Genomic DNA, 15,837 nt, shown 5'->3' with positions numbered 1-15,837 from the left:
CATCCATCCGCACTTCGTGAGCCGGATGGATGCAGTCGGGCCGGCCAATTATTGCGTCAGTGCACCAGTCCATGGCTTTTCTTGCGTTCGTTCAGCAGGTGAATGAAAGTAATTCCCTGCTCCAGCAGCAGTTCGGCCGCTTTCAGATCATTCGGGCCGAGATCGGACGAACAGCCGCGAAGATTGCAAGCCAGAAACAGGGAATTGGTGACGGCAAGCGTATCGCCGTCCTCCTCGGCCTCTTCGGCAGTGGCTTGCAGTACATCCGCAACGGCTGCCATAAGATCGGCCCGCTCCTGCAGGTTCATTTCACCAAGACTTTTCGTGATCTCATTCATGGCTTCTCCTTGGCGCGCACGATTGCCCACGGCATCGGTCGGTATCGGCGCGGCTCACAACGTGGAAATGATTGGAATGCGATTGGTAAGTAAAATATGGCGATGAGCACGCGAAGCAGCAAGGCATGGCTTCCATGTTGGAAACGCATGGCATTGCTGTTGGTTCACCATGCATGAGATGGGATGTCGGCGCTCTCAGGATCCAGCCTGAAGTCTCGTCTATACTCGACGATTTTAAAGTCGTGCTATCCAGTCGTGGTCCGGATGCAATCGTTTGAGGCAGAGGCGTAAGTCTGCTCTTCCTGAAACGACATGTCCGGGGCCGATCATCCGGCCCCGGATACAAGATACCTCCACTGCAAACCGCTCAACGCGGACGGCGGATCGCCCGCAGTTTGCCGCTACCGCCGCCACCGGCGTAGAAGCGATCCTTGCCATCGGATTCCAGGCCGGAAACGCCGGTACCCTCGGGCATTTCCAGCCGCTCCAAAACCTCGCCGGTCACCGGATCAACACGGCGGACGTCGCTTTCGTCGCCCTCCCAGGTGCCGTGCCATAGCTCGCCATCCACCCATGTCACGCCCGTGACGATGCGGTTGGATTCGATGGTGCGCCGGATAGCGCCCGTTTCGGGATCGATTTCATAGATCTTGCGGCCGCGATGCTGCCCGACCCACAGGCTGCCCTCGCTCCAGGCAAGGCCTGAATCGCCGCCATGGCCGGGCGCCGGTATCGTGGAGAGTATCTTGCCGGTTTTCGGGTCGACCTTATGAATCTGGTCTTCGGCGATCTGGTAGAGGTAACGGCCGTCGAAGGCGGTGCCGGCGTGCGAGGCAACATCGATCGTGCGCACTTGCTCGCCGCTTTCGGGGTTGAGGGCATGCAGCTTCTCGCCGGAGGCGAACCACACGTGCTGGCCGTCGAAGGTGACGCCGTTTACGCGCGGCGCATTGTCGAAAGGGCCATATTCGCGAATGATTTCCGCTTGGGACTTTTTCATGCTTCCATCCTCCGGTCGGGATCGGTTGAGTGTCGATAATAATTAAGAAGCCTAATCGCTCGGCAGCGGTCCCGGGAGTAACAATGTTGTCGGGAAGCCGACGACAGGCGGCATCATCCAGCGACAGGCCCGTCCGTTGCCGACGCTTTGCACCATCCCTGTCGCCGCAAGCGCGTCGAGCGCACGCTGCACGGTACGCGGACTTGTCGACAGGGCAATCGACAATGCCGAACTCGACCAAGCCTCGCCATCCGAAAGCAGGGCAAGCACAGAGGCATGCTCGACCTCGACCGGTGGTGCCAGCACGACGACATCACCTGGCAGCCGAGGCGTCAGCACGAAACCTTCCGCCGTCGCGCTGATCTCTGCGAGCGGCTCCAAGGCGGCGCGAAGCCTGCCGACCTCCACACGCAGCCGCGCCCTGTGGGATTCGTCGGCATGGCGGGCACCGAATGCACGGGAAAGCAAAAGCGCCCGCGGCGCGTCGGCAGGAGCCGCTTCAGCAAGCACGCGCGCAAGGGCAAAAAGCACGGGCCGGCTCGCAAGCGATATGATGTCTCCGGCGCGGCGCACGACGTTGCGGCAGGCGTCCACGACCAAGGCATCGGACGCCAGAAGCGCCTCGACCTCATCCAGCGACAATGGTCTTTCGCCTCCTTTAGCCAACAGGCGCGCGGCCGGTTCATCGAGTATGCGCGCCGCATCCTGCACCTCGACGGTGAGCGCAGGAATTCCTGCCTTCCGTGCCGCTTCCGCCGCACGCGTCAGAGCGGCACGTGCCGGCCCGATACGCAGGCGGCGGATGGCAATGCCGGCAACCGCCAGCTCATGACTTGCCCTTACGGCGGGCGGCAGTGGCGATGGGTCGAGCCTCGCCAGCAAGCGCTCCGCCTCGTCCAGATGACCGATGAGCAGCAGGCGGCGTATCTGCAAAGTGCGGGCATGAGCGGCGTTGATGCGATCGCCATGTTTTTCGAGAGCGGCCCGCGCCGTCTCCAGCGCCTTTTCCGGCCAGCCAAGGTCGCGTGAGACAAGGGCGATCTCCGCCTCGGCAACCACGCAACGGGCGCGGGCGATGGCCTCGCGCGGACCGAAGGCACGTGCGGCACTCTTCAGAAGGGTCTTGGCGCGGGCGAGATCGCCGAGCTGGGCCATGGCTATGCCGCGAAGTGCCAGCGCCGGAGCATCGTCGCGCAATGCGACGCGCTTCAACGCTCCCAGCACATCTCCGGCAGCGAGCGCCTGGGCAGCCGCGACGATCAGCGAGTCCATCGAAATCCCGTCACACTTGTAACTCCCACCCCTTCGCACTCCAGCCGTAAGGTATCGCACATCGGCAGGCAAGACGCAGCGCCGACAGGACAGATGTCGCTGACAAGAGGAGATCAATCATGACGATGCATGCGACTGGAACACGCAAAGATTGGCTTGCGGCACGACTTTCCCTGCTGGAGCAGGAAAAGGAGCTGACGCGGCGCAGCGACGAGATCGCCGCCCGCCGCCAGGAGTTGCCCTGGGTGAAGGTGGAAAAGGACTATCGGCTCGAGACCAACCAGGGTGTCGTTCCGCTCTCGGGCCTCTTCAAGGGGCGCTCGCAGCTTCTCGTCTATCATTTTATGTTCGGGCCGGACTATACGGCCGGTTGCCCATCCTGCTCATCGATCGCGGATGGTTTCAACGGCATTGCGGTGCATCTTGAAAATCACGACGTCGCCTTCTCGGCCATTTCCCGGGCACCGCTCGAAAAGCTGCAGGAATTCAAGCAACGCATGGGCTGGACCTTCGACTGGGCCTCTTCGGGAAACAGTGATTTCAATCATGATTTCAATGTCTGGTTCACGCCGGAAGAACAGAGCGGCGGCAAAATCGAATATAATTATCGTCGCGAGCCGCCAATGCTCGATGCTCAGGCGGGCAAGACGATACAGCAATGGGAGCTGCGCGGCAGCGAAGGTCCGGTTGAACTGATGGCGTCAATGACGGGGACGGATATCGCGACCTACACGCGGGATCGACCCGGCGTCAGCGCCTTCGCCATGCAGGACGGAGACGTCTATCATACCTATTCCTCCTATGCCCGCGGCCTTGATGGTCTCTGGGGCATGTACCAGTGGCTCGACCGCGCGCCGCTGGGCCGCAACGAGACCGGCGTGTGGTGGAAACATCACGATCGCTACGGGGCAAACTGATGTTGCGCCTATCCGAAAGCAATGAAGGGGACGGCGTGCATCTCGCCGCCCCCAACCTGCCCGTCACCGCCAGCCGATGGCTGGCGCTGGCGGCAGCGCCGAGCTTCGCCCTCATGACCGTGCTGTCGGCCTACGGTGCGGGCGGCGATATGATCTGCTCGGCGCAAGGCGGTTCGATGCTCGGCGGGATGGTACCGATGTATCTACTTATGAGCCTGTTTCATTGCGGCCCCTGGCTGAGGTTGCTTGCAAGACAGGAACATCGCGCTCGCGCGCCGGGCTAAGTCCCGGCGGCATTGACCAGTCTGAAAGAAAATCCACGACAGACGGCAAACGAGGGATCGATCGCCGTCTGTCGTAATTGATCGGCAGGTAAGTTCCTGCGGCTCTGTCAGAAACGTTGCGGCGAGAAGGGTGCCAGATCGATCGCCGGCCTCTGCCCCGTTAAAAGGTCGGCGACCAGGCGTGCGGTGCCGGCCGATTGGGTCAGGCCGAGATGGCCGTGGCCGAAGGCATAGATCACATCCAGCGTAACCCTGGCCTGGCCGATAGCGGGGAGGCTATCCGGCAGCGACGGCCGGAAGCCCATCCACTGCACCCCGCCCTCCGGTTTGAAACCGGTCAGGAAAGTGCGGACCTTCTGAAGCATGGCCTCGGAGCGGCGAAAATTCGCAGGCAACTCCAATCCACCCAGTTCCACCGCGCCGCCGACGCGAATGCCGGTGGAAAGCTTGCTGACGACGAAGCCATGGCCGCCGAAGGTTATCTGCGTGCGCAGATCGAAGGCATCGGCCGGAAGCGTCGTGTTATAGCCACGTTCGGTCTCAAGCGGGATGCGCTCGCCGAGCGTTTTGGCGATCCGATGCGAGAAGGCACCGGCAGCCAGGACGACCTTGCCGCTCTGGCGCAGTTTTCCATCCGCCGTCGCCACCTCGACACCCGCAGGGATCGCACGAAGCGCGGAGATATCAGCCGCCTCGATGACACCGCCGTGGCTGCGAAAATGCTCAGCCAGCGCCAGCGTATAAAGCTTTGGGTCGGCAATGGAATACCAGCCGGGCGTGAAGGTACCGAGTATAAAGCGCGACGCCAGCCCCGGCTGAATCGCCGCCATCTCGTCGGCTTTCAGGTGCTGAAATTCGATGCCGTGATTTCGGCGTGCGTCCCAACCGGGCAGCGAAGCACGGAATTCCGCCTCGCTTTCATAGACCTGCAGATTGCCCTCCTTGCGCAGCATCGAGAGCGTATCGGTGGCAGCGAGGAAAGGCTCCAGTTCCGCCTTGGACAGATCCATGAGGCTTGTCTGGGCCGCGATGGAATGGGCAACGCGCGACGGCTGGCAGGCGCGCCAAAACCGAAACATCCAGGGCGCGATCCGCAGCGCATAGGCGGGGGGCACGGAGAGCGGCCCAAGCGGATCGAGGAGCCACTTGGGCGCTTTCTTCAGGATACCTGGAGAGGCAAGCGGCAGGATATCGGTGAAAGCGAAAGCGCCGGCATTCCCCGCCGATGCGCCTGCGGCCGGTCCCTCGCGATCGAGGACCACAACCTGCAAGCCGCGCTTCTGAGCCGCGATCGCAGTGGAAAGACCAATCACGCCGGCCCCGATGACGATAACGTCCGGTCTGCTCATCTCTGTATTTCCGCAATCTGCGTCGCTCCGCCGGCAAACGCTATTCCAGAGCTCAGGCTGATCATGGGCATCCCTCCTCCCGGCACGGGATCAAGCGCGGATATCGATAGGTTAAGCAATTATCGTCAAGCGTTATGGCAAACCGAAATGCGCGACGAAATAGCGAACCCGCATGTCGATTTTTTGTATTCTTTTTGTATTTATAATTTCCATGTTTATGATGCAAGCAAGCATAATAAGGGAGAACCGAAATTGACCGATGTGACCACCCTGACATCCGCTGCACTGCAAAGCCGCGTCGAATTGATCCTTTCCAAAGCCGGCTTCAATGCACAACAGGGAGCTGCGATCGCACGGACGATCGTCGCGGGCGAACGGGACGCCTGCAAATCGCATGGCATCTATCGCATCGAAGGCGTGCTGCGCACGGTCAAGGCCGGCAAAGTTCGGCCGGATGCAGTGCCCGAACTGGAGCACCTAGCCGACTCGGCCATCGTTCGCGTGGATGCCAGGAGCGGCTTTTCCAATGCCGCCTTCGAGCTCGGCGTAACTGTACTTGCCGAACAGGCTCGCCATTTCGGCATTGCTGCACTTGCTATTAACGACTGCACGCATTTCGCAGCACTCTGGCCGGAGGTGGAAGCGCTGACGGAGCGTGGCCTTGCCGCCTTTGCCATGTGCCCCAGCTATGCCACCGTCGCGCCCGCAGGGGGCACGGCGCCGCTGCTGGGAACCAACCCATTCGCCTTCGGCTGGCCGCGCCTCGACAATCCGCCTTACGTCTTCGACTTCGCGACTTCGGTTGCGGCGCGCGGCGAGATCGAATTGCATCGGCGCGCCGGCAAGCCTTTGCCTGAGGGTTGGGCGATAGATACCGATGGTCAGCCGACGACCGATCCGGAAGCGGCGCTCGCGGGCGCTATGCTACCGTTTGGCGGTCACAAGGGTTCGGCGATCGGCACCATGATCGAACTTCTGGCTGGCATCATGATCGGTGATTTCACCAGCCGCGAGGCACTCGATTATCTCGGCTCGACCGCGTTTGCGCCACGCCACGGCGAACTCATCGTCGCCTTCTCGCCAGAGGCTTTTGCGGCGGGTCGACCAGGAAACCCGCTTGCCCGTGCCGAAGTGCTGTTCGAAGCAATTGTCGGCCAAGGCGCGCGCTTGCCCTCGCAACGTCGTTTCGACGCTCGCGCCCGTGCGGAAAAGGATGGTATCCCGCTGACATCAGAGGAGATGCGCCAGCTCGATCGCCTGGAGGAGCTGGGCCTCGATGCCGTGGCCTGAGCGACGTTGAAATGCAAGTGAAGGCCAGAACAAGATAAAAGAGGCCCCGGAGCCTCTCGCATATCGAGCCTAAAGCGCGTCGCGATCTTTCAGATTCGCTTCCCGCGCTTTAGGTCCTTCATTTTGCGCATGTCGTTGTCGCAAAACCGCTGCACACTTTTGCGCGACATGCTCTAAGCTGATCGTAACAGCTTAGGCCTTATACTTTTCCACGGCGCCGGGAAGCCTGCTCCACTCGGCGTACCAGCTGTTGAACAGCTTGAACTGCGTCTCGACATAGCCGCGCTGGCTCTCATTCAAGACATCGCTTTCATTGAAATGAAGCTCGTATTCCTTGTCGCCCTTCAGCACCATCATGTACTTGAAAAAGAGAACCAGATCCGGACCTTCATCGAAAGAAGACAGGACGGCAAGCGCCTGCTCCAGCTCGAGCGCGCGCTGACGCGCATCGACATCGCCCTTGGCGGCAGCCTGCGCGAGATTGCAGAGATGGATGACTTCCTTGGGCAGAACGTTGCCGATGCCGGTGATAGCACCGGTCGCGCCGCAATTGACGAAGCCGTGGAAGACCGCGGTATCGACGCCGATCATGAGTGATACCTCATCGTCGCGGCTGGTGATGTTCTCGGCAGCATAGCGCATGTCGGCGGGGCCGCCGAATTCCTTAAAGCCCACGAGGTTCGGATGCTCGGCACGCAGCGCAAAGAACAGATCGGCACGCGTGGCAAACCCATAATAAGGGCTGTTATAGATAACGGCGGGAAGATCGGGCGCGGCTGACAAGATCGCCTTGAAGTGCGCCTTCTGCGCGGCAATCACAGAGCCGCGCGACAGCACGCGGGGGATCACCATCAGGCCCTTGGCGCCCACTTTCTGGGCATGCGAGGCATGGGCAACGGCCGAGGCCGTATTGACGGCGCCGGTGCCAACGACGACAGGTACGCCTGCCTGGGTCAGCCGTTCTACCCCTTCCATGCGCTGCGCATCGGTCAACAGCGGCCAATCGCCCATGGAGCCGCAATAGACGACAGCCGACATGCCCTCGGCAATGAGCTGCTTGCCCTTGCGCACGAGCGCATCGAAATCGGGGCTGCGATCGGCCTTGCACGGGGTCATCAAGGCAGGGATTACGCCGGAGAAAATGCTTGCGGTCATCTGTCTATCCTCTTGTGGCTTGGGCTCGAGTGGATCGGCAACCCAGCCGCATTCGCCGCCACGCCTCACCGTCTGTGCAGCATTCATACAGCCTTGTATTTAATTTGTCGACAAGAAATATGCAGACTAAAGACTGACCTCGAGACGCTCTTCGCGCGTCAGCAGTTTCTGGATCTGACTGACGATCTGTTCGGCATGTTCGCGCGCGAGACGCTCCGCAAGCTCCGTATTCCGCGCCTCGATCGCGGCAATGATTTCATCGTGCTCCTCGACGAAGCGGCGCGGCAGCTGATCGTTGTAGGATTGGTAATAAAGGCGCAGGAGGCGCCGGCCCTCGTTCAGCAAACGCGAGAAGAGGCTGGTGAAATAGGGATTGCGCCCGGCCTCTGCGATCGCAAGATGCAGCGCGGCATTGGTCGAGATCATGGCAAGCGCATCCTGCGCTTCGACCGCATTGGCGAATTCAGCCTGGAGAGCCCTCACGGTTTCCAGATCCTCCGGACGGTGATATTTCGCCGCGAGCTGCGTCGTGACCCGATACATCAACACCAGCGCATCGAAATAGCTGTGCATGTTGAGGAAGTCGATCTGCGACACCATGGTCGAGCGATTGGGCAGCGTATCGATCAGCCCCTCGCCCGCCAGCCGCACCAAGGCTTCACGGATCGGCGTGCGCGACATGCCGAAACGTTCGGAAAGCTGCACCTCGTCGATGGGGCTGCCTGGCGGCAGCTCCAGATCCAGAATCTCGTCACGCAAGATATCGTAGACCACCTTTACGCCGGAGCCGCGCTTGCGCTCGTTTCGGAGGCTTGTTTCATGATCCATGGCTGGCTGACCTCTTCTTTCAGCGAGAGAAGTAAAGGGGCCTGCCAGGTAAATCAACGGCGCTTCCGAGCCTTCGCTAAAATCGAGACTCGGCTTCGCGCATATTCAGCGGCGCCGCAAGCTGCGGTCTTCACAGACCACCTCTTCCGGCGCCGGCGCATCACGATCTGTGTGTAAATGGGCAAATAGTGCGGCAAGCTTCGAATTATGATGAAGCCGCGTCATACCTGCCCGGCCGGAGTGCCCACTTTGCGGCAAGCACGCTGCCTGGCCCGTGCACCGCTGCGAAGAGCAGCCCCGCAAGGAAAACGAAATGGTCTACGAAAAAGCCGAATTCGGCCTGGTTGCCGGCCCAGCGTGCCGGACCGTGGAACGAGAATCCGAGGAAGATGACATAGACGGCTGCCGCGAGCGCCGCCGGGGTAAACAAGGCACCGGTCAAGAAGGCAATGACGAGCAGCACTTCAAGGATCGCCGCACACCAGGCCAGGAATAATGGGAACGGGAAACCGGCGGCGGCGATATAGCCGGCGGTCGCGCCCATATCCATGAATTTGAACGAGGCGGCCATCACGAAGACGGCGGCGAAGATCAGGCGAGCGACGAGAATGGCGGCAATCTGCCAAACTGATTGAGCGTTTTCCACGATATTCCTCCAGATTGAAGCGGTTGATGCTCCAAGGACGACCGACAGAAGGCGATTCCGACAAGCGGAAGAAAATTATTTTGATAGTGCAACCGCCGGCGGATAAAGAAACTGATCGAAGCCGTTTTCGTCAGCTCAGCGCCCCGCATCCTGCCGCAAGCCAGGATTGAACCTTGCAGAAAGAGCCTGCAAAGATTGACCCTTTTCGTCGCCTATGCGGCAAGAGTTACCCCAGGCTCAGACCCTGCGACATTTTCGCGGGACCGCTTGTTACGAATTCGGGATTGAGAGAGGATGCGCCGCGTACGCGCTACCTATCGCGGCGCCGCAAAAACTAGCCAGCCAACTATGAAAATCTCGTTAACCAAACTTGCTGCAGAACAACGCACCTCATATATGGACGTCGGCTTGGCGTGAGGGCGAACAAGCAGCGGCGGATTTCGTTGCCGTCTCGTCAAAATCACTTCACAATCAAACCGTAATGGAATTGCACGCAGAGGAACGATTTGATGGAAGAACCCTGGACGACCAATCGCGAGCCGATCGTGGCGACGGAGCTCGACATCAAGAAGGCGGCTGCGATCAACACGCTCCTGCTTCACCCCATCGGCATTCTGCCCGTCAAGGCCGGCGATCCAATTCGTCCCTTTGCGCTGGGTCTCTGGAATGAAATCCGTCCGCTTTTGAAGCCTGATGTACCAGTCATGTCGCTTCGTCGCGCCACCAGCGCGTTTCTGCATTCCAAGCGATATTATCATGCCTGCGCTCTGTTGGATTCCATGCGTCACGATCTCGCCGGCAATCCCATCGAGCCGCTTTCGGCAGAGGACAGACTTGCCGCGCAGCAGCGCCTAATCGCGCTGCGTCAAACACACGCCAAGGCGGCAACTCGGCCCGAAGAGCCGCCCCCGCCGCCGGCAGTGAACAAAGCGGAACTCATTCGAGCCTCCCTGCTGGGTAGACGATCCGACCGCGCCGCTCGCTGACGCACCTGAGGCGCGCCTCCTATACTTTCTCATTTTATTGCCGGGAGGCCGCAGCGGAAGCGCCGTTCGTTCTTCCGTGAGGATAGTGCGCCGTGTTCGCCGCACGGCCGCCTTTCGAGATAACATTTGCCAAATCTCGCCTGCTCGACACAGTCGATGATTCCCCTGGCTATTCGCGCCCCTTTGGGTTTGAAGAGCGGTCACATCGTGCCATGGGATAAGCTCGATGTGACGGATCCCGGCCATCTGGAGCTGAAATGCACCATCGCGGAGCGCGACGCGAAGCCTCGATGAGCATGCGCATGACCTCCCGATGATGTCTGTGCATGATCGCCTTCCACTTCGAATTGCCTGCCAAACGATACAACCGGACCCAAGACTAGGAATATCGATTGGTTAAGAGCGAATAATGCGCTAACTTAGCGTTGCAGAATATTTGGATTGCCAAGATGTTTGACGCCAAGAAATTCATGTTGTCTGGATTATCATCTGCTGTTGGCAGATTTCATAAGAATAAAACTCTGCAAAAAGCTATTTTCAACGCCATTCGCCTGAACAGAGCGGAAATAGCCGATGTCATACTGGACGACAATGCCCGGTTCCTCAGCTATTGCCTGGCCAGGCGAAGCTGGTCGCACGCGCAGATTCTGCAGGATCTCTGGGTCTGTTTCGAGCTTGCAGAGAAAAGAAATGGATTTTTCGTGGAATTCGGCTCGACCAATGGCTTGAAGAATAGCAACAGCTGGCTCCTTGAAAAGAAGTTCGGCTGGAATGGGATCCTCGCCGAGCCGAACCCGATCTGGCATTCCGATCTGGCGGCCAACAGATCCGCCTCCATCGAGCATCGATGCGTATCATCGCGTTCCGGCGCGACAGTCAAGTTCATCGTTACGGATGAAACGGACCCGGAATTGAGCTCCATTGCAGATTTTTCTCAGGGAGATCATTTTTCCGGCGTTCGCAGTCAGGGGAGACAGATCGAGGTAGAGACCATATCGCTGGACGACCTGCTTGATACCTACAATGCGCCAACCGTCATCGACTACTTTTCGATAGATACGGAAGGCAGTGAGCTGGACATACTTTCTGCCTATAGTTTCAGCCGTGAATTTCAGCTCATTTCCGTGGAGAATAATCCCAAGACCGAAACGGCGATCCAGACGCTCCTTGAGGGCAAGGGATACAGGCGCGTATTTCCGCAGTTCTCGCAATGGGACGGCTGGTATGTTTCGCGGACGCTCAGAAGCGGAGAAACGCCAAAAATTATAGCGCCTGAATCCTGAGCGACGCACGGCCTCCCTTGCAAAACAAAGGCACAGATCATCAGCGCGGCTTTTCTTTCAGTCCCGCATCCCGGGGCGAGCTTTGTCGACACCTCCGCGCTCAGCTTTCGCAGAAAGCCTTGCATCCGAACGGGCTTGAAACAGATCGCTGGTGAAAAGGTCCGACCCGTTCCTCGAGTTCGACCTGCCGATATCTCGTCCGAGCACTTTTACATAGATGACGTAAAGTAACATGCGCGGAAAAATATACCCAGCCTCGAGCACGGCAGCCAGAATGAAAGACCATACTAAGATGTCGAGTGCAGAGCTACCAGAGCCGATATTGGAAAGTGCGTAGCCGACCATCACAATGAGGACGATGATCGTAAAAAGCAGAATTGGTACTCTTAGGGCACATAAAGCCCCGACTACGAAAGAGACAATGAGACCCCAAGCCATCAAACGTCTAGCTCCGAGTAGTTCATCTTCGATCAAAAATAATACCTATTCATAGTATCCGTGATCTGCGCCTCTGGGACAAGTCGAATATTTCCAGCTTATGCGGTTATACGCCCAATTTTCAGAGAAAGACTGACGACGAGAGCAAAATTACTACTCTGAGATGATTATTGGCTGCGATCGATACGCGCATAATGCGAAAGCCACTCTCAAAGCATCCTCTGCTTGCAGGCCTTTTGGAGGATTTGCCCGAATCTACGGAACCGTCTTGTCATCACGGAGACAATGCCGGGCCTAACCCATTGTCTGTCGTTTGAGTCAGCGCCTGCGGCTTTTCATCTTCGACGCGAATGACATCGCCGGGCGCGACCGGGTCATTGTCGCTCGCAGCCATGCTATGTAAGCTGCCGTCGACGATACGATCGATCGTGGTCTTGAGCGTGCGTCGCGGATCCTCGCTTGCCAGACTTGCCGCAGCCGCGGGGGCACGCGCTTGAATATTGTCGAGCAGAGCTTGGGTCGTTGCTGACTTCTCCCTGTTGGCGGCGAGGCGATCGCGCACATCTGCCGCCTCGGTCAATGCCTGCGTACGATAACGATTGCTGACATCGGCAATATCGCCATCCGCCTTCGCGATGTCCTGCCGTGCCTTGAGATTGGCAAGTGCCACGTCAAGGTTCTGGCTTTCGAGCTGGGCCAGGTTCTGATTGGCGTTAAGCTCGCGCGATGACACAGTCAACCCCTGGGCGATCAGCTTGTTGACCGTCCCGACATCCTTGTTGGCAAGCTCTATCTGCTTTGCAAGCGAGGCGGCTTTCGAGGTGAGAGCTTCGATCTGATTGCTGGCGAGAAGCTTTGCCTGGTTCAGCGCATCGGTCTCGGTGCGCAAGGAGCGCTGTCGCGTATCGAACAAATCCTGCTCTTCGTCCATCATGCGGGCGATAAGCGGATCGACTGCGCGCTGCATCAACTCCGGCGGAAAGCTGATCGAGGGCTTGTTATCGATGACGGCGTCCAGACGCGCCTGCCGCGCCAGAAGGCTGAGCCGCTCGACATCCAAAGAGCGCAGATCACCCCGGGCGACCACGGCCTCTCGCTGCAGACCGACAAGCGTCGGGTCAGTGACACCGAATGTCCCTCCGGCCATGCTGAGGGCCTGAATGACCGTAAGGCCAGGACTGTAATCATAACGCCCGGGCTTGGCCACCAGACCGGTCAGGAAGAATGGCCGGTATTGCGCCACCTCCACCGATGCGTTGGGACGCTTTTGCATGCCGACCTGCGTCTTCAACCGCTCGCCGATGCTCTCGGCGACCTGCTCGGAAGTCATACCGGCTGCCGGTACGGTCCCGATGATAGGCAGCGACAGGTTACCCGATGCTGATATGACAAATTCGCCGGTCAACGGCTCCCATTCGACAGCGGAGCCGGCCATCGGACGCCATTCATATACGCGTATGCGCAATTTGTCCTGAGGCCCGAGGATATAGTCATCCGCATGAGCGCTCGACAAGCCCAGCACGAAAGCCATGCCAATCGTAGCCAGAATGGACAACCCATATCCGGGACGCCGATTATTTTTCTCGGCTATATTGCCATGGCCCCCTGCCCTTCGCACCGATCTATTCAGCTCCATGGCTTCCACTCCTACTCGACGGCGAAGGCGCCTTATTGAATGCCGCACTTCCCATCATACACCTAGCCATGAACGACTTTTGGCTGTTCACCGGTCGATCTGTTGACGAAGGACGCAAATCTTCTCATGAAGATTTCGGTTCTGAATTCCGCAGCGCGCGCAACGGCATCACCTGGACGGAGATCCATACGCTCGAGATGCTCCACCGCTTCGATCAATGCATCGACTGTCTGGGACTCGAAAAAGATCCCTGTCTTTCCGGCAACGACCGTTTCTGTTGCCCCTCCGCGATTGAACGCAATAACCGGCCGACCGCTCGCCATTGCTTCGACGGGTACGATTCCAAAATCCTCTTCGCCCGGAAAGACCAATGCCTTGCAGCGCGCATATTGCTCCTGCAGAACCCGAAACGGCTGCGGCCCCATCATCGTCACCGTCGGCCCCGCCATTTTCTGCAATCGTTCCAGCATCTCGCCGCCGCCGATAACGACAAGCTTCATCTTCATTTGGTTGAACGCCTCGACGGCAAGGTCCGGTCGCTTGTAGCTGACGAGTTCGCCAACCATAAGATAATGATCGCCGACTTCCGACTGAGCCACAGGATGAAATGCAGACGTGTCGACCGGCGGATGGATGATTTCGGCATCTCGCCGGTAGTAGCTCTTGATACGCCGGGCAACTGTCAGCGAATTTGCAGCAAAATCATCGACGCGATTGGCGGTAGCCACGTCCCATGTTCTTAGATAATGGGCGAGCGGCGGCATCATCAGGCGCGTCATGAGGCCGGAGCTATCGTAATAGCTATTATACATGTTCCAGATATACCTCATCGGCGAATGGCAGTAACACACATGCAGAGCCGTTGAATTGGGTATTATTCCTTTGGCTGGCCCTGATTCACTGCTGATAACGAGATCATATTCATTCAGGTTGACCTGCTCGAGCGCCATGGGCATCAACGGAAGATATTTCTTATACATCCGCTTCGCATAGGGAAGCCGATCTATGAATGTCGTATGGACGCGATGCTTTTTGATGGTTTCGGAGATAACAGATGGATCGTAGACATGCGTAAAGATATCGGCACCCGGATACATCCGGCAAAGGGCCTCCAGAACTTTTTCTCCTCCACGCATTCCAACCAACCAATAATGTATGATTGCGACACGCATGAAGCACCCCGTGAACAGAACAGTTATACTACATTCTATGTATAGTCTGGAGTTATACTGATTTATTCAGCCGCTCCGATATATTCAGGCTTAGCGCCTTGATGTCCGGTGCGCTTTTCTGCCGGAACGTGTGCCGGGAGGGATAAGCCGTATCGGATTTAAGCCATTTATATGGGCTGATGCTTTCACTGTGATGCTCGATGAAAGCCCGCATATCAGCTTCCAACTGGCTTGCTGAAGCCTGAGCACCAAGAGGAGCCCGCCTGCGCCTCATTTCTCCGATCCAGCTCTCAACCTGACGCAACCAGAAAACCGGCGTAGGTGTAAAATGCAGGTGATAACGAGGGCGATGCATCAGCCATGACTGAACCAACGAGCTCTTATGCACCTCGCTATTATCCAAAATGATGTGAACATCGATCTCGGGCCGGGCGCTTGCATCAATCTGTTTCAGAAACTCCAGAAACTCGCCGGCACCATGCTGCTTGTGATATTTATCGACCACAAAACCGCAAACGATATCGAGGGCGCCGACCAGCGAAACGGTTCCCTGCCAAGGGGCGGAAGCGGCGTGAGCTTCCGTTCCGTAGTGGCTTGCCGACGTGGCGGGACGCTCGTTCTCAAGCTCCTGAAGAAGGCCGCGCTCATTGACGCCCAACACCAGTGCGCGATTGGGCGGAGACATGTAAAGCCCAAGAATATCAATAACTTTATCGATGAAAAGCGGATCCGTTGATAACTTGAATGTCTGCATACGATGGGGCTGCAGACCGAACGCCGCCCATATGCGGCGAATTGTCGTGTGCGAAAATCCCGTCGCCGCCGCCATCGAACGGATTGACCAATGGGTGGCGTCCTGGGTGGATTGAAGGGTGCGCTCAATAATGGCCGCAATCTGCTCGTCATCGATCGTGCGCGGCCGACCCGGCCGCTCCTGATCGAGAAGCCCGTCTGTACGATTTTTCAAGAAGCGCCGCCGCCACTTGCCGACGGTGTTTTCATGGATTCCAAGCTTCGCCGCCACGGCCTTGCTGGTCATGCCATCTGCGCAGTAAAGGATGATCTGGCATCGTTCGGCCATTGAGCGCGTTGCCGCCCGACGCCGATGCACTTGCAGCTCCAGATAATCCCGCTCTTCCTTACTCAAAACCAAGGGCTCTGTGGGCCGTCCGGTCGCATTTGCCATCGCTAAGCTCCCTGCCAACAAGTACTCACTAAATAACTCGAACTTATGTTCCGACCA

General features: G+C 58.3%; 16 protein-coding genes. 5 read left to right on the top strand and 11 right to left on the bottom strand.

Translation table 11 applies throughout. The features are described from left to right. Positions 1–56: 56 nt before the first annotated feature. The 3 genes from AC13RE_RS20920 to AC13RE_RS20910 form a co-directional block, all read right to left on the bottom strand. Positions 57–338: a hypothetical protein gene (locus AC13RE_RS20920; protein ID WP_132717779.1), complete on the bottom strand. Its 282-nt coding sequence runs from the start codon at positions 336–338 to the stop codon at positions 57–59. A 367-nt stretch (positions 339–705) separates the two neighbouring features. Beyond that, entirely contained in the window at positions 706–1,338 is a 633-nt protein-coding gene (locus AC13RE_RS20915; protein ID WP_488564338.1) for a Vgb family protein, read from the bottom strand. Between the two features lie 51 nt (positions 1,339–1,389). Continuing rightward, positions 1,390–2,610, bottom strand: a complete 1,221-nt coding sequence (locus AC13RE_RS20910) for a helix-turn-helix domain-containing protein (RefSeq protein WP_488564337.1) — start codon at positions 2,608–2,610, stop codon at positions 1,390–1,392. Positions 2,611–2,729: 119 nt separating this feature from the next. Here AC13RE_RS20910 and AC13RE_RS20905 point away from each other — a divergent pair, with 119 nt between their 5' ends. Continuing rightward, positions 2,730–3,527, top strand: coding sequence for a DUF899 domain-containing protein (locus tag AC13RE_RS20905; protein ID WP_488564336.1), 798 nt, complete (start codon positions 2,730–2,732; stop codon positions 3,525–3,527). Then, a complete protein-coding gene (locus tag AC13RE_RS20900) occupies positions 3,527–3,811 on the top strand; it encodes a hypothetical protein (RefSeq protein WP_132717775.1) in 285 nt (94 codons plus the stop codon). Before AC13RE_RS20905 ends, AC13RE_RS20900 begins: the two co-directional genes overlap by 1 nt. Positions 3,812–3,918: 107 nt before the next feature. On the opposite strand, the gene AC13RE_RS20895 is transcribed toward AC13RE_RS20900, so the two are convergent. Further along, a complete protein-coding gene (locus tag AC13RE_RS20895; protein ID WP_488564335.1) occupies positions 3,919–5,160 on the bottom strand; it encodes an NAD(P)/FAD-dependent oxidoreductase in 1,242 nt (413 codons plus the stop codon). 252 nt (positions 5,161–5,412) lie between these two features. Here AC13RE_RS20895 and AC13RE_RS20890 point away from each other — a divergent pair, with 252 nt between their 5' ends. Further along, entirely contained in the window at positions 5,413–6,450 is a 1,038-nt protein-coding gene (locus AC13RE_RS20890) for an Ldh family oxidoreductase (RefSeq protein ID WP_488564334.1), read from the top strand. Between the two features lie 192 nt (positions 6,451–6,642). Here the strand turns inward: AC13RE_RS20890 and AC13RE_RS20885 are convergent, their stop codons facing one another. From AC13RE_RS20885 to AC13RE_RS20875, 3 genes are all read right to left on the bottom strand, one after another. Then, positions 6,643–7,605 (bottom strand): dihydrodipicolinate synthase family protein, encoded by a 963-nt coding sequence (locus AC13RE_RS20885; protein ID WP_488564333.1) that lies wholly within the window; start codon positions 7,603–7,605, stop codon positions 6,643–6,645. A 126-nt stretch (positions 7,606–7,731) separates the two neighbouring features. Next, entirely contained in the window at positions 7,732–8,433 is a 702-nt protein-coding gene (locus AC13RE_RS20880; RefSeq protein WP_488564332.1) for a GntR family transcriptional regulator, read from the bottom strand. A 205-nt stretch (positions 8,434–8,638) separates the two neighbouring features. Further along, positions 8,639–9,079, bottom strand: coding sequence for a DoxX family protein (locus tag AC13RE_RS20875; protein WP_207899623.1), 441 nt, complete (start codon positions 9,077–9,079; stop codon positions 8,639–8,641). A gap of 509 nt (positions 9,080–9,588) precedes the next feature. On the opposite strand from AC13RE_RS20875, the gene AC13RE_RS20870 reads away from it, so the two are divergent. Both AC13RE_RS20870 and AC13RE_RS20865 read left to right on the top strand, forming a co-directional pair. After that, positions 9,589–10,065 (top strand): ProQ/FINO family protein, encoded by a 477-nt coding sequence (locus AC13RE_RS20870; protein WP_488564331.1) that lies wholly within the window; start codon positions 9,589–9,591, stop codon positions 10,063–10,065. Between the two features lie 449 nt (positions 10,066–10,514). Further along, on the top strand, positions 10,515–11,348 hold the full coding sequence (locus AC13RE_RS20865) for an FkbM family methyltransferase (RefSeq protein ID WP_488564330.1): 834 nt from the start codon (positions 10,515–10,517) through the stop codon (positions 11,346–11,348). A gap of 57 nt (positions 11,349–11,405) precedes the next feature. Here AC13RE_RS20865 and AC13RE_RS20860 read toward each other — a convergent pair whose 3' ends face one another. The 4 genes from AC13RE_RS20860 to AC13RE_RS20845 form a co-directional block, all read right to left on the bottom strand. Continuing rightward, positions 11,406–11,786, bottom strand: a complete 381-nt coding sequence (locus tag AC13RE_RS20860; RefSeq protein WP_132717768.1) for a hypothetical protein — start codon at positions 11,784–11,786, stop codon at positions 11,406–11,408. 274 nt (positions 11,787–12,060) lie between these two features. Next, positions 12,061–13,341: a polysaccharide biosynthesis/export family protein gene (locus tag AC13RE_RS20855; RefSeq protein WP_132717767.1), complete on the bottom strand. Its 1,281-nt coding sequence runs from the start codon at positions 13,339–13,341 to the stop codon at positions 12,061–12,063. A gap of 143 nt (positions 13,342–13,484) precedes the next feature. Next, positions 13,485–14,558: a glycosyltransferase gene (locus AC13RE_RS20850; protein ID WP_488564329.1), complete on the bottom strand. Its 1,074-nt coding sequence runs from the start codon at positions 14,556–14,558 to the stop codon at positions 13,485–13,487. Positions 14,559–14,646: 88 nt separating this feature from the next. Then, the gene (locus tag AC13RE_RS20845) at positions 14,647–15,780 is read right to left on the bottom strand and encodes an IS630 family transposase (RefSeq protein WP_488564462.1); all 1,134 of its coding nucleotides are present in this window, start codon (positions 15,778–15,780) and stop codon (positions 14,647–14,649) included. Positions 15,781–15,837: the final 57 nt, after the last annotated feature.

Source organism: Martinezella sp. CNPSo 3959, assembly GCF_057784355.1.
The sequence above is the reverse complement of the archived record's forward strand: the minus strand, read 5'-3'. Positions and strand labels throughout refer to the sequence as shown.

Excerpts from the sequence above, each read along its gene's own strand:
- AC13RE_RS20845 (WP_488564462.1), bottom strand. The coding sequence starts at position 15,780 with ATGGCAAATGCGACCGGACGGCCCACAGAGCCCTTGGTTTTGAGTAAG.
- AC13RE_RS20870 (WP_488564331.1), top strand. The coding sequence starts at position 9,589 with ATGGAAGAACCCTGGACGACCAATCGCGAGCCGATCGTGGCGACGGAG.
- AC13RE_RS20915 (WP_488564338.1), bottom strand. The coding sequence starts at position 1,338 with ATGAAAAAGTCCCAAGCGGAAATCATTCGCGAATATGGCCCTTTCGAC.
- AC13RE_RS20885 (WP_488564333.1), bottom strand. The coding sequence starts at position 7,605 with ATGACCGCAAGCATTTTCTCCGGCGTAATCCCTGCCTTGATGACCCCG.
- AC13RE_RS20900 (WP_132717775.1), top strand. The coding sequence starts at position 3,527 with ATGTTGCGCCTATCCGAAAGCAATGAAGGGGACGGCGTGCATCTCGCC.
- AC13RE_RS20895 (WP_488564335.1), bottom strand. The coding sequence starts at position 5,160 with ATGAGCAGACCGGACGTTATCGTCATCGGGGCCGGCGTGATTGGTCTT.
- AC13RE_RS20905 (WP_488564336.1), top strand. The coding sequence starts at position 2,730 with ATGACGATGCATGCGACTGGAACACGCAAAGATTGGCTTGCGGCACGA.
- AC13RE_RS20910 (WP_488564337.1), bottom strand. The coding sequence starts at position 2,610 with ATGGACTCGCTGATCGTCGCGGCTGCCCAGGCGCTCGCTGCCGGAGAT.
- AC13RE_RS20860 (WP_132717768.1), bottom strand. The coding sequence starts at position 11,786 with ATGGCTTGGGGTCTCATTGTCTCTTTCGTAGTCGGGGCTTTATGTGCC.
- AC13RE_RS20880 (WP_488564332.1), bottom strand. The coding sequence starts at position 8,433 with ATGGATCATGAAACAAGCCTCCGAAACGAGCGCAAGCGCGGCTCCGGC.
- AC13RE_RS20920 (WP_132717779.1), bottom strand. The coding sequence starts at position 338 with ATGAATGAGATCACGAAAAGTCTTGGTGAAATGAACCTGCAGGAGCGG.
- AC13RE_RS20850 (WP_488564329.1), bottom strand. The coding sequence starts at position 14,558 with ATGCGTGGAGGAGAAAAAGTTCTGGAGGCCCTTTGCCGGATGTATCCG.
- AC13RE_RS20865 (WP_488564330.1), top strand. The coding sequence starts at position 10,515 with ATGTTTGACGCCAAGAAATTCATGTTGTCTGGATTATCATCTGCTGTT.